The 12,295-nt window shown below is 67.0% G+C and carries 16 protein-coding genes and 1 tRNA gene; 8 read left to right on the forward strand and 9 right to left on the reverse strand.

Going from position 1 to position 12,295, the window contains the following annotated elements; translation table 11 throughout:
* Window positions 1-57: 57 nt before the first annotated feature.
* The 7 genes from ACUXVX_RS12375 to ACUXVX_RS12405 all read right to left on the reverse strand — a co-directional run bounded on the left by ACUXVX_RS12375 (window position 58) and on the right by ACUXVX_RS12405 (window position 5,175).
* Window positions 58-134, reverse strand: a tRNA-Pro gene (locus ACUXVX_RS12375).
* Between the two features lie 76 nt (window positions 135-210).
* Window positions 211-1,485, reverse strand: a complete 1,275-nt coding sequence (locus tag ACUXVX_RS12380) for a MerR family transcriptional regulator (RefSeq protein ID WP_446308541.1) — start codon at window positions 1,483-1,485, stop codon at window positions 211-213.
* Between the two features lie 52 nt (window positions 1,486-1,537).
* On the reverse strand, window positions 1,538-1,840 hold the full coding sequence (ihfA, locus tag ACUXVX_RS12385; protein ID WP_222469272.1) for an integration host factor subunit alpha: 303 nt from the start codon (window positions 1,838-1,840) through the stop codon (window positions 1,538-1,540).
* Between the two features lie 194 nt (window positions 1,841-2,034).
* On the reverse strand, window positions 2,035-3,009 hold the full coding sequence (locus tag ACUXVX_RS12390) for a beta-ketoacyl-ACP synthase III (RefSeq protein ID WP_222469271.1): 975 nt from the start codon (window positions 3,007-3,009) through the stop codon (window positions 2,035-2,037).
* Between the two features lie 51 nt (window positions 3,010-3,060).
* The gene (plsX, locus tag ACUXVX_RS12395) at window positions 3,061-4,155 is read right to left on the reverse strand and encodes a phosphate acyltransferase PlsX (RefSeq protein WP_222493062.1); all 1,095 of its coding nucleotides are present in this window, start codon (window positions 4,153-4,155) and stop codon (window positions 3,061-3,063) included.
* 24 nt (window positions 4,156-4,179) lie between these two features.
* Window positions 4,180-4,386 (reverse strand): 50S ribosomal protein L32, encoded by a 207-nt coding sequence (gene rpmF / locus ACUXVX_RS12400; RefSeq protein WP_222469269.1) that lies wholly within the window; start codon window positions 4,384-4,386, stop codon window positions 4,180-4,182.
* A gap of 249 nt (window positions 4,387-4,635) precedes the next feature.
* Window positions 4,636-5,175, reverse strand: coding sequence for a YceD family protein (locus ACUXVX_RS12405; protein ID WP_222469268.1), 540 nt, complete (start codon window positions 5,173-5,175; stop codon window positions 4,636-4,638).
* Window positions 5,176-5,298: 123 nt separating this feature from the next.
* Here ACUXVX_RS12405 and ACUXVX_RS12410 point away from each other — a divergent pair, with 123 nt between their 5' ends.
* The 3 genes from ACUXVX_RS12410 to ACUXVX_RS12420 are packed head-to-tail and all read left to right on the forward strand — an operon-like array spanning window position 5,299 to window position 7,631.
* Window positions 5,299-5,721 (forward strand): outer membrane protein assembly factor BamE, encoded by a 423-nt coding sequence (locus tag ACUXVX_RS12410; protein ID WP_261385167.1) that lies wholly within the window; start codon window positions 5,299-5,301, stop codon window positions 5,719-5,721.
* Between the two features lie 54 nt (window positions 5,722-5,775).
* Window positions 5,776-7,050 (forward strand): tetratricopeptide repeat protein, encoded by a 1,275-nt coding sequence (locus ACUXVX_RS12415; protein ID WP_446308542.1) that lies wholly within the window; start codon window positions 5,776-5,778, stop codon window positions 7,048-7,050.
* 41 nt (window positions 7,051-7,091) lie between these two features.
* Window positions 7,092-7,631, forward strand: a complete 540-nt coding sequence (locus ACUXVX_RS12420) for a hypothetical protein (RefSeq protein ID WP_446308543.1) — start codon at window positions 7,092-7,094, stop codon at window positions 7,629-7,631.
* A gap of 30 nt (window positions 7,632-7,661) precedes the next feature.
* Here ACUXVX_RS12420 and msrB read toward each other — a convergent pair whose 3' ends face one another.
* Window positions 7,662-8,054 (reverse strand): peptide-methionine (R)-S-oxide reductase MsrB, encoded by a 393-nt coding sequence (gene msrB / locus ACUXVX_RS12425; RefSeq protein WP_222470988.1) that lies wholly within the window; start codon window positions 8,052-8,054, stop codon window positions 7,662-7,664.
* Between the two features lie 102 nt (window positions 8,055-8,156).
* On the opposite strand from msrB, the gene ACUXVX_RS12430 reads away from it, so the two are divergent.
* A complete protein-coding gene (locus ACUXVX_RS12430; RefSeq protein ID WP_222493070.1) occupies window positions 8,157-8,891 on the forward strand; it encodes a GNAT family N-acetyltransferase in 735 nt (244 codons plus the stop codon).
* A gap of 153 nt (window positions 8,892-9,044) precedes the next feature.
* Entirely contained in the window at window positions 9,045-9,398 is a 354-nt protein-coding gene (locus ACUXVX_RS12435) for a hypothetical protein (RefSeq protein WP_222493071.1), read from the forward strand.
* Between the two features lie 96 nt (window positions 9,399-9,494).
* Here the strand turns inward: ACUXVX_RS12435 and ACUXVX_RS12440 are convergent, their stop codons facing one another.
* Window positions 9,495-10,043 (reverse strand): peroxiredoxin, encoded by a 549-nt coding sequence (locus ACUXVX_RS12440; RefSeq protein WP_222469263.1) that lies wholly within the window; start codon window positions 10,041-10,043, stop codon window positions 9,495-9,497.
* 245 nt (window positions 10,044-10,288) lie between these two features.
* Here ACUXVX_RS12440 and lipA point away from each other — a divergent pair, with 245 nt between their 5' ends.
* Genes lipA through ACUXVX_RS12455 form a run of 3 tightly spaced genes read left to right on the forward strand, consistent with a single transcriptional unit; the run spans window position 10,289 to window position 12,293 of the window.
* Window positions 10,289-11,242 (forward strand): lipoyl synthase, encoded by a 954-nt coding sequence (gene lipA, locus ACUXVX_RS12445; RefSeq protein WP_446308544.1) that lies wholly within the window; start codon window positions 10,289-10,291, stop codon window positions 11,240-11,242.
* Window positions 11,239-11,781 (forward strand): hypothetical protein, encoded by a 543-nt coding sequence (locus ACUXVX_RS12450; RefSeq protein WP_446308545.1) that lies wholly within the window; start codon window positions 11,239-11,241, stop codon window positions 11,779-11,781. The genes lipA and ACUXVX_RS12450 overlap by 4 nt, the downstream gene beginning before the upstream one ends.
* Window positions 11,778-12,293: a hypothetical protein gene (locus ACUXVX_RS12455; protein WP_446308546.1), complete on the forward strand. Its 516-nt coding sequence runs from the start codon at window positions 11,778-11,780 to the stop codon at window positions 12,291-12,293. Before ACUXVX_RS12450 ends, ACUXVX_RS12455 begins: the two co-directional genes overlap by 4 nt.
* The last annotated feature ends 2 nt before the right edge of the window (window positions 12,294-12,295 follow it).

Raw genomic sequence — 12,295 nt, forward strand, 5'->3', positions numbered from 1 at the left:
ACCCCCGTCAAAGCAAACGCCCGCGACCCTTTCGGGTGCGGGCGTTCATGAAACTGTTGGTCGGGCTAGCAGGACTTGAACCTACGACCTTCCGTCCCCCAGACGGACGCGCTACCAGACTGCGCCATAGCCCGACGTCCGGGCTTTTTAGACGATTCTGCCGCCCATGCAAGGGGAGATCAGCGGCGATTTTCGCGCCGCACCAGCCGATCACCCCATCCGCGCCCGCAGCGCCAGCAAACGGTCATAGAGCGGCCGCAGGGCGGCGGCATCCAGCGCGGCCTCATCGCTCGCGGTGATCTGCTGGGGCAGGGGCATCTCGGGGTCCGGCGTGACGGCGGCGACAAAATCCACCGGCGCGTTGGCAGGCTCCTCTGCCTCGGGTTCGGGCGCGCGGTCGGGCACTTCGCCCGCACCCACGCCCGCAAACCGGCTGTCAATTTCCTCCGGCGCAGCCTCGCCCACGCGGTCCTCTTCGCCAAGCGGCAGCGGGCCGGGGGTGAGCGGCGGCACGGTAGTTTCCTTCCCCTCCATAGGCTTGCGGATGAAGCTTGGCAGCGCCAATTCTTCATCCTCGTCGCTCTCCGCCGCCGGGGCCGGGGCGCTCACCTCTTCGGCAGGGTCTTCCGGCTCGTCGTCAAAGAGATTCGCAACTTCCGCCGGTTCGCTTTCTGGCTCAGCCACAGGCGCAGGCTCTTCGCCGGTCACATCGACCGCATCGAAATACCCTTCCGGCTCAGGTTCTGCCGCCGGAGCAGGTGCCTCGCCGGTCACGTCCACCGTCTCCGAAATTTCCGGCTCCACAACTGGCGCAGGCTCTTCGGCAGACACATCGACCGCATCAAAGTAGCCTTCCGGTTCAGGCTCGACCGCCGGTGCGGGCTCCTCACCGGTCACATCCACCGTTTCCGAAATCTCCGGCTCCGCCACAGGTGCTGGCTCTTCTGCAGAGACATCCACCGCGTCGAAATACCCCTCCGGCTCGGGCTCCACCGCGGGCGCAGCGTCCTCGCCCGTCACATCGACGGCGTCAAAGTATCCCTCGGGTTCCGGCTCAACGGCGGGGGCAGGGGCCTCGCCTGTAACATCCACCGGAGCCTCAGGCGTACCCTGCGTTTCGACCGCATGTACATGCACCTCGGCCTCCGCCTCGGGCATCATTGCCGCCGCTGCCTCGGTCGGAACACCGGCAGGCGCATCGCCCTCGTCCTCGACCGGCGGCGACAGCTCTGCCACCGCCTTCACCCCGTTCTCGCGGATGAACTTCTGCGCGCCCTTGATGGTCAACCCGTCCTCATGCAGCAGCTTCCGGATGCCGCCCAACAGCTCCATGTCGGCGGGGCGGTAATACCGCCGCCCACCGGCGCGCTTCAGCGGTTTCACCTGTGTGAACTTGCTTTCCCAGAAGCGCAGAACATGGGTCTGCACGCCCAGCCAGTCGGCCACTTCAGAGATGGTGCGAAAGGCGTCTGGCGCTTTACCCATCGGTTATCCCTTGCTCTCGTCCCTCGTCACGCGCCCCGCATCTGCGGCAGGGTCACTTGCGGTTGCCGTCCGCAACCCGGTCCTTCATCAGATGGCTGGGGCGGAAGGTCAGCACCCGGCGGGGGCTGATCGGCACTTCTTGTCCGGTCTTGGGGTTGCGGCCCACCCGGGCGGCTTTCTCGCGCACCGAGAAGGTGCCGAAAGAAGAGATCTTCACGCTCTCGCCCTTCACCAGCGCGTCGGACATGTGGTTCAGCACCGTCTCCACCAGCTGGGCGCTTTCATTGCGGCTCAGGCCCACCTCACGGAACACCGCCTCACTCAGATCCATCCGCGTCAACGTCTTGCCGGCCATGTGCTGTCCCCCATTGGTTTCGGGTGAGGATGGGGCAGGGGAATTTCCGAGTCAATAACAGCGGCTTGGAAGGTGCTGTTTATTCACCGGTTTTGGCCGTTGGCGCGGGGTTCGTGGGCGGTTTGGTGGGCGGGTGCCTGCCGGAGCGTGCCCTGCGCGGGGTCTTCCAAGGGGTGAGTCGGCCTGCGCCGTTGCTACCAGCGCAGCACCACAGCACCCCAGGCGAGGCCGCCGCCGATCGCTTCGCAGACCACGATCTGCCCGGGCTGAATCTTGCCCTCGGCCACGCCGACCGAGAGCGCCAGCGGGATCGAGGCGGCAGAGGTGTTGCCGTGGTCCTGCACGGTCACAACGACCTTCTCCATCGGCAGGCCCATCTTCTTGGCGGTGGCGGTGATGATCCGCAGGTTGGCCTGATGCGGCACCAGCCAGTCCACGTTCTCGTCGCTCAGCCCGGCCTTCTCCAGCGCGGTATGGGCGGTAGCGGCCAGCTTCTCGACGGCATGGCGGAACACCTCCTTGCCCTCCATCCGCAAAAAGCCCGTGGTCCGCGTGGTCGAGACCCCGCCATCAACGTAAAGCAGCTCACGGTAGCGGCCATCGGAGTTGAGATCGGTGGCCAGAATGCCCCGATCTTCCACTGTGCCCTCGCCCTCGGCGGCCTCCAGCACCAGCGCGCCAGCGCCATCGCCGAAGAGCACGCAGGTGGCGCGGTCTTCCATGTCGAGCAGGCGGCTGAAGGTCTCGGCGCCGATCACCAGCACCCGCTTGGCCTGCCCGCCAAGGATCAGCCCCTGCGCGTTCGAAAGCGCATAGACGAACCCGGCGCAGACCGCCTGAATATCAAAGGCAAACCCGCCCTCCATGCCCAGCTCGGCCTGCACCATCGTGGCGGCGGAGGGGAAGGTGAAATCGGGGGAGGACGTGGCGACCACCACGGCGTCGATGTCCGACGGCTCGAGCCCGGCCTGCGCCAGCGCGTTGCGGGCGGCATGGGCGGCCATCTGGCTGGTGGTCTCGCCGGGCGCGGCAAAGTGGCGGCGCTCGATGCCGGAGCGCGAGACGATCCATTCGTTGGAGGTGTCCAGCCGGTCCTCGAACCATGCATTGGGCACCACACGCTCGGGCAGATAATGCCCGACGCCTCTCACAACGGCTCGCACCACCATGCTCTCAGATGCCTCTTCTCATTCGTTGTGCAAGGCGCAGTGCGCCCGCAATCATTCGTTATCCGGCGCATCCTGCCCCGCGTGGCCCACCGATGCAAGGCGCGCCGCCAGCCGCTCACTGAAGCGCGACTGGGCGAGAGTGAAGGCCAGTTTGATCGCCGCCGAAACCCCGGTGGCATCGGCCCCGCCGTGGCTCTTGACCACGGTGCCGTTGAGCCCAAGGAAGACCCCGCCATTTACCCGGCGCGGGTCGATCCGCTTGTTCAGGCGCTTCAGCGAGGTGAGCGCGAGCAGCGCGGCAAGGCGGCTGAGCGGCGTGTGCTTGAAGGCCTCGCGGAGGAACTGGCCAATCAGCTTGGCGGTGCCCTCGCCGGTCTTCAGCGCGATATTGCCGGTGAAGCCATCGGTCACGATCACATCGACCCGATCGCTCGGAATATCGCCACCCTCGACGAAACCGACAAAGTCGAAATCGTTCTTCGCGGCGGCATCCTGAATCATGTCATGGGCCACCTTCAGCTCGGCGCGCCCCTTGTGCTCTTCGGTGCCCACGTTCAGCAGGCCCACGCGCGGGCGCTTCAGCCCCATGCCATTGCGGGCATAGCTCATGCCCATCAGCGCGTATTGCAGCAGGTCCTGCTGGTCGGCGCGAATGTCGGCGCCCACGTCGAGCATGATGTTGAAGCCCTGCGGGTTGCGCGAGGGCCAGAGGCAGGCGATGGCCGGGCGGTTCACGCCCTCGATCTTGCGCAGCCGGAGCATGCTCACGGCCATCAGCGCACCGGTGTTGCCGCAGCTCACCGCCACCGAGGCCTCGCCCTTCTCGACGGCCTGAATCGTGGCCCACATCGAGGTGTCCTTGCCGTGCCGCATCACCTGGCTCGGCTTGTCATCCATCTTCACCACGCCGCTCGCATCGCGGATCACCACGCGGCTGGCGAGCTTTCGCTTTTCCACCAGCGGGCGCAGCTCGGCGGCAGGGCCGTGCAGGATGAAGGCAATATCAGGATTCTTGGCAGCAGACTTCGCGATCCCGGCCACCACGGCAGCCGGGCCCGCATCGCCGCCCATCGCATCGACAGAAATGACAACCCGGCCCGAAAGGGCCGGGAGCTTTGGAGCTTGGGTGTCGGCGGCGTCACTCATGTCCGCACGCGCGATCAATCAAACTCAAGCAGCGTCTTCGTCGAAGTCGATCTCGTCGGCAGCAGCGACGATTTCCTTGTCGTCGTAGTGGCCGCAGGCGCCGCACACGTGGTGGGGGCGCTTCAGCTCGCCGCAGTTGGAGCACTCGGCGGGATTGTCAGCCACCAGCGCATCATGCGAACGGCGCATGTTGCGGCGCGACTTGGTGATCTTATTCTGAGGGACAGCCATGTCACAACCTCGGGTCTGGGCAGGGCACGCCTCGCGCGGCCCCGGCGTCTTCGGGAATCTCGTCCGGCGCGTCATACGCCGCCCCGCAGCACCGATCAAGCGCCGATCCGCGAGGAGGCGGCAAAATACGAAACTTTTCCACAAACGCAAGCCCGGAGTTTAAGCCTTTGGCGCGGGCCGGGGCAGGGCGCACGCCCGCTTCACTTTCAAGCGCAAAACCTTAGCAAACTCGCCTCTGGCGCCGCTCGGCTACTCTTCCATCCGTTTCTTCAGATCGGCCAAGCCGGCAAAGGGCTTCACCTTCTCTTCGGTCATCGGCTCTGCGCCCGGCTCGGTAAACACCGCCTCGCCAAGCTCAACGCCCTCGGCGCGCGGAAAGGCGGGCAGGGCAAGGGCCAGCGCCTCCTGCATCACCTCCGCCAGATCGAGGCTGGCGGGCAGCGGCTCGGCCTCGTCATCCTCGGGCATCTCCGCCTCTTCCTCTTCGGGAAAGGAGAACTCCGCCATGTAGCGGCGGCGCACCTTCTCCTCGATCCGTGTCGTCACCGGGTCCAGCGTGACCACGCAGGGCTGCACCACTGTCGCGCCAAGGTCGGCCTCCAGCCGCCAGTCGCGCTTGCCCACCGGGCTCAGCGTGCCCGAAAAGCGCAGCTTGCGCAGCGCCAGCAGGCCCAGCTCATCGGCCAGCCGCCCCAGATCCTCTGCGCCGGGCTCCAGATCAAACCCCGTCGGGCGCTTCACCGTCAGATCCGCGAGCCGGATCACCCGGGCGTCAGCTCCTGCCGTCATGCGCTTCCTTTCTTGATGTAACCTCGATCCTTCTGTAAGCCGATTACCAGACAAAAGAAACTGAGGCACGAGGGGAAGATGGCGGCTTTGAGGAGGGCAGGCCCTGGCGCAGCGAAAGGGCTGATGCTGCTGGCGCTGGTTCTGTCGCTGGCTGCCTGCACTGCGCGCATGCGCAACCACGGCTATACACCGTCCGATGCGGACCTTGCGCAAATCCAGGTTGGCGTGGACACCCGCGAAAGCGTGGTCGAGGCCGTTGGCTCGCCCGCAGGCTACGGCGTGCAGCGCGAATCCGGCTTCTATTACATTTCCGCCCGCACCCGCACATGGGGCCCGCGCGAGCCTGAGTTCGTGGACCGTCAGCTTCTGGCGATCTCCTTCGACCCGTCTGGCCGGGTGAGCAACATCGAGCGCTTCACCCTGCGTGACGGCAACGTGGTCGCCCTGTCGCGCCGCGTGACCGACAGCAACATCAAGGGTGTGAGCTTCCTGCGTCAGCTTCTGGGCAACCTCGGCCGCTTCCGCGCCGAAGACTTCCTCGACTGATCAGGGCCTCAGCGTCTAGGCTCGGGGGCATCCGTCCCCGGCCCGGAGCGCCCCATGCAGCACGATCACTACGGCAACCCGCTGAGCACCGCCGCGCCGGAGGCCGTGGCGCAATATGACGCGGGCGTTCACCTCTTTCTCTGCGCAGGCTATGGCGCCTCGGCCTGTTTCGAGGCCGCGATCGAGGCTGACCCGCGCTTTGCCGCAGGCCATGCCGCGCTCGGCCGCGCCCGGATGATGGAGGGGCGGATGGGTGAGGCGCGCGCCGCCCTTACCACCGCCCGCGACCTCGCCGCAGAGGCCACCGAGCGTGAGCAGGCGCAGGCCGAGATCCTCACGCTCGTCGCGCAAGGCCGCGCCGCCGAGGCCCGCGCGGCGGTGAAGGCCCATGTGCAGGCCCACCCGCGCGATGCCCTTGCCGCCCAGCTCTGCACCAACATCTTCGGCCTGATCGGCTTCTCCGGCGAGGTCGGGCGCGAGGCAGAGCTGCTGGCCTTCACCGAGGCGCTGCTGCCGCAGTATCCCGGCGACTGGTGGATGATGTCGATGCACGCGCTCTCGCTCTGCGAAACCGGGCAAACCGCCGCCTCCCACGCGCTGATGGCCGAGGCCCTCGCGCTCAATCCGCGCAACGCCCACGCCGCCCACTTCCGCGCCCATGCGCAATATGAAGACGGCGAGACGGAGGCAGGCCGCGCCACCCTCGCGGAGTGGCTGGCCGACTACGATGACCGGGGCCTGCTGCACGGCCACCTCAGCTGGCACCTCGCGCTCTGGACGCTGGAATCAGGCGATGCGGAGGCGCTCTGGCCGCTGCTCGATGCCCATGTCGGCCCCGGCGGCGCCAAGAGCCTGCCGATCAACCTGCTGACGGACACCGCCGCACTGCTCTACCGCGCCGAACTGGCGGGGTTTGAGGTCGACCCCGCCCGCTGGCAGGCCATCAGCGACTACGCCGCCAAAAACTTCCCCGATCCCGGCCAGAGCTTTGCCGACATGCACGCAGCGCTCGCCCATGCGATGGCCGGGCAGGGGGAGCGGCTGGCGAAGCTGACAGAGGCCAGCAAGGGCTTTGCAGGCGATCTTATCGGCCCCATCGCCCGCACATGGGGCCACGTCGCGCGGCAGGAGTGGCAGGCGGCGCTCGACGAGATGTCCACCGTTCTGCCCACGGCAGAACGCATCGGCGGCAGCCGCGCCCAACGCGACCTTCTCGAACTCACCTATGCCAATGTGCTGATGAAACTGGGCCATACCGACGAGGCCCGCCGCACCTTGACCCTCCGCCGCCCCGCTCTCGCCACCCGATTTTTCGACGAAAAATCGTGACCCGTCGCACCGTCGCGGCCTCACCCCAAGCGTTGCACCTCATGGACAAACCCGCCTTCGAAGCCGCCTTCGAAACCCTCTTCGCCGCGCCCCTCGAGGCCGCAGGCTTCTTCCGGCCGCGCGGCGGTCGCAGCCTCTTCTGGCGCGAAGACGGGCGCGAACTGGCAATCCTCCGCCTCACCCGAAAGTCCCCCCGTGCCGGCGAGGTCAACACCTTGGTCTGCTTCCGCCACAGCTGCCTGCGCGCCGTCAGCAGCGACGACCGCAACCCGCCACGCCTGATCCCGGCTGACTATCCCTGGCAACTGACCTTCGCGGATTTCGACCACTGGCCCCACCAGCCCCCGGTCTACCAGTTCCGCCTCAACGGCCGCGCGCCCGTCAGGCTGCACCCCGGCGACATGACCGAGGCCGAGATCCATGCCCGCCTCCGGGCCTGGACCGGCTGCATTACCCACCGCGTTCTTCCCTGGGCCCGCACGCGCACCCTGACCGGCGAACGCGACACCCTCCGCGCCCTCCCGTCCCCGGTCTGGTGCGAGGCCCGGTGGCTCGAAGACTACGAAGCGGCTCTGTCGTAGGGTGCGCAGTCATGGCGCACCCCATGCGCGTCACTCCTCCGGCTCGAACTCCAGCGCCACGCCGTTGATGCAGTAGCGCAGGCCCGTGGGCTGCGGCCCGTCGGGGAAGACATGGCCCAGATGCGCCTCGCAGCGGGCGCAATGCACCTCGGTCCGGGTCATGAAGAACTTGCGATCCACGCTCTCGCCCACCTCGGCGCCTTCCTTTGGCGCCCAGAAGCTCGGCCAGCCAGTGCCGCTGTCAAACTTTTCGGCCTGGTCGAACAGCGGCGCGCCGCAGCAGACGCAGGCAAAGGTGCCGGCATCCTTGGGGAAGTCGTCATGTGTGAAGGCCCGCTCGGTGCCATGCTTGCGCGTCACCTTGTAGGCAAGGTCGCTCAGCTGCGCCCGCCATTCCGCATCCGTCTTTTCGATCTCCGCCATCTGAGCCTTCCACAGTTCCGTCACATGTTGCGCCTAGGATCGCGCCAAACCATATCTAGAGGCACAGCGTGGAATCGCAATGATGCGCGGAGGGCCGGGCAGATGAAGGCACTGACAAAAGGCCGTTACCGCGTGCGTCTGGCGGAGAGCGAGGGCGATTTCGCCGCCGTGCTGGCCCTGCGCGGCCTCTGCTTTCGCGGTGATGAGACCGCGCGCGATGAAGATGCCTTCGACACCCGCTGCCTGCATGTGATGATCGAGGAGGCCCGCACCGGGCGCCTCTGCTGCACCTTCCGCCTGCTGCCGCTCGCGGGCGGCTCCGAGATCGGCGCCAGCTACTCGGCGCAGTACTATGACGTGTCGCCGCTGGAAGGTTTTGAGGGGCCGATGGTCGAGATGGGGCGATTCTGCATTCATCCCGAGTTGCAGGGCGACCCGCACATCCTGCGCGCCGCATGGGCCGGGATGACCGACCATGTCGACAGCCACGGCGTCGAGCTGCTCTTCGGCTGCTCCTCCTTCAAGGGCACCGAGGCCGAGGCCTACATGGATGCCTTCGCCCTCCTGCGCGAAAAGCACCTCGCCCCGCGCCGCTGGCTGCCAAGGGTGAAGGCGCCGCAGGTCTTCCGGTTTTCACGGCTTCTGCGCCGCAAACCCGACCCGCGCCGCGCCTTTCTGGGCATGCCGCCGCTGCTGCGCAGCTACCTGATGCTGGGCGGCTGGGTCTCCGACCATGCGGTTGTCGATCCGGAACTGGGCACGCTCCACGTCTTCACAGGGCTGGAGATCCGCGCCGTGCCGCCCGCCCGTGCCAAGGCCCTCCGCGCCACGGTCTGACCGGCCCCTCAAGCTGCGCAATCAGGCCGCAGCGCCGCCAAAACAACGGGCGGCCCCCCTTGTTTGCACCGCAAACCCCCCATCGCCCGCCCGCCACGCTTGACCCAAGCCGCGCCGCCCTCAACCCTCATGGCATTTCAAAGGAGAATTGCCATGACATCCCCATTCGACATCTGGGCCCCCATCCTCCGCGCCCCCTTTTCCGGCGATGTGACCCAAGAGATCACGCCCCGGTTTCTCTCGCCCGAGATCGAGGGCATCCCCGAGATCGAACAGCGCGTGCAAACCGAGGTGGCCAGCTACGGCAAGCAGCTCGGCAAGGTGCTGGAAGCGCTGCAGGCGCTCTCCGCCGCCACCGGCACCCCGCTGCCCGAGATCGACAAGCTGGTGGCAGGTGTCGAGGTGGTGAAAGCCAAGAGCCGGGAAGAGTACCGGGCCGAAGCCGTCGCCGCCCTCGACCGCCTCCGCAGCGTCGACGAACCCGCTTGGCGCGCTCTGACCGCCTAGATCGCGACCCGCCCCGGCCCCCATAAAAACAAAAGGCGCGAGGTCTCCCCCGCGCCCGTAGGGTGGGCGACTTGCCCACCGATCAAAGCGATCCGATCAGGCCGCCACAGCCGCGTTTGCCTCTTTCAGCCAGGCCAGCACGGTCTCGGGGGAGGACACGCCATAGGGGTCTTCGCCGTGGTTGTCGCACAGGCCCGGCTCCTCGAACCACGCTTCCACCACGCCGTCCTTCACCACGGCGGCATAGCGCCACGAACGCAGGCCGAAACCGAGGTTGTCTTTGCGCACCAGCATGCCCATGCGGCGGGTGAACTCGCCCGAACCATCGGGGATCACGGCCACGTTCTCGAGGCCCTGCGCCTTGGCCCACTGGTTCATCACGAAGCTGTCGTTCACGCTCATGCAGTAGATCGCATCCACGCCCTCGGCGGCGAAATCGGCAAAGCCGTTCTCGAAACCGGGCAGCTGGTAGGTGGAGCAGGTGGGGGTGAAGGCGCCGGGCAGGGAGAACAGCACAACGCGCTTGCCGCCAAAGTAATCGGCAGTGGTCTTGTCTTCCCAGCGGAACGGGTTGGGGCCGCCCACGGCCTCGTCCCGGACCCGGGTGTGGAAGGTGACGTCAGGAAGTTTCATTCCGGTTTTCATGGGCTTGCCTCGCAAATTTCATCCAGCCAGCCCCATAGAAGGGCACCGACCGGACCTGTTTCATCCGATCTGCCACCCCGTCGGGGCAGCGCTCCTCCTTCGGTCTGCCTAGAACGATTCCAACTGCCCCGCAACCGCCCCGCACCCAGCCCTGCGCCCTGTGCATGGCTCACCCCCCAAGCCCTTTCCCCGGCGCAACTCTGGCGCTATCTATGGGGCAAACGCGCCCCGAAAGGCCAAGCCAGATGAACGACCAATCCCCGCCCCGCCTGCGCCACCCCGAGAAGGCCCGCAAGCCGGACAATCCGCAGCCCCGCAAGCCCGAGTGGATCCGGGTCAAGGCACCCACGTCCAAGGGCTACCACGAGACCGCCAAGATCATGCGGGAGAACCGGCTCACCACCGTCTGCGAAGAGGCCGGTTGCCCCAACGTGGGCGAGTGCTGGAGCCAGGGCCACGCGACCATGATGATCATGGGCGAGGTCTGCACCCGCGCCTGCACCTTCTGCAACATCGCCACCGGCAAGCCGCCCGAGGCGCTCGACGTGTTCGAGCCGGGCCGGGTGGCCGATGCGGTCAAAAAGCTCGGTCTGAACCACGTGGTCATCACCTCTGTGGACCGGGATGACGTGGACGATGGCGGTGCTGAGCATTTCGCCATGACGATCCGCGCCATCCGCAAGCAGGCGCCCGGCACCACCATCGAAATTCTGACGCCCGATTTCATCCGCTCCACGCCCGATGCGCTGGATGTGGTCGTCGCTGCCAAGCCCGATGTCTTCAACCACAACCTCGAGACCGTCCCCGGCCTCTACCCCGAGGTGCGGCCCGGCGCGCGCTACTTCCACAGCTTGCGTCTGCTGCAACGGGTGAAAGAGCTGGACCCGACGATGTTCACCAAATCCGGAATCATGGTCGGCCTCGGTGAAGACAAACAGGCGGTCATGCAGGTGATGGATGACATGCGCGCCGCCGACATCGACTTTCTGACCATCGGCCAGTACCTCCAGCCCACGCCCAAGCACCACCGGGTGGACCGGTTCGTGACCCCCGAGGAGTTTGCCGCCTATGAAAAGGCCGCATGGGGCAAGGGGTTCTCAATGGTCTCGGCCACGCCGCTCACCCGCTCCAGCTACCACGCGGGCGACGACTTTGCCCGCCTGAGGGAGAACCGGCTGAAGAAGCTGGGGATGGCGTGACGCTGCCCCGCCGCGCCGCGCCGGGGCTGCCCGGCATGGCACTCTGCCTCGCGCTGGCGCTTCCGGCCACGGCCCAAGGCACCGGCGCGGGCTGGACCGTCAGCAATGATCCGGGCACGGCCACCTGCACAGCCGCGCTCACCTCCGATGACGGTGCGGCGCTGGCCATCACCGCTCCTGCGGTGGCCGAGGCCAGCCCAGACACGCCGCCCTTCCGCCTCGACCTCTGGCTTTCTGCCGGCCTGCGCGAGCTGCTCCCGCTGCCCGATGGCGACACGGCCATGGCCTTCCGCCCGGCAGGCGCCGCCGCGGTTCAACTCGAAGGCACCCTCGAGCCCGATGCCGCCTTCTGGCGCTTCTCGCACGCCTTCGCCTCGGTTCAAGACGCCGCCCGCTTCATGCTCGCCACCCGCGCCGGGCGGCTGACGATCTTTCATCCCGAAGCGGGTGTCCTTGCTGGCTTCGTAACCGAGGACGGGGCAGAGGAGGCGCTCGCCCTGCTGCTCGCCTGCGATCCCGGCCCGGGGGGCTCGCAATGAAGAGAATTCTCGCAGCTCTGCTGGCCGTCATCCTTACGGCTCCCGCCGCGCAGGCCGAGGGCTGGACGCTCATCAAGCGCCCCGCCGCCGGGACCGGGGCGGGCGAATGCGCGCTCACCGCCACGGCCGACAATGGCGCCACCATCGAGCTTTCGATGTTCGATGCCGCAAGGCGCAAGTCGCGCTTCACCCTGATGATGCAGCTCGCCAAGGGCACCCGGGCCACCATCGGCGTGCCCGATGGCAAAACCTTCCTCTCCTTCGCCTCGCTTGGCGAAAAGAGCACGCCGATCACGGGCAAGCTCCGCAGTTGGGACGATCACGGGAGCTTCGTGCATTTCTTCGCGAGCCTCGATGACATGGACCACTTCGTAAGCGAGATCTTCAAAGGCCCCACCGTCTTTGTGGCCCAGCCCGATGCCACCCCCCATGTCGAGCTGCTGGCCCGCTTTGCCGTGAGTGAAAGCGACAAGGCGATGAAGCGGCTCCTCTCCTGCAACTTCATGCCATAGGC

It is taken from the genome of Vannielia sp. SX4 (assembly GCF_052828525.1).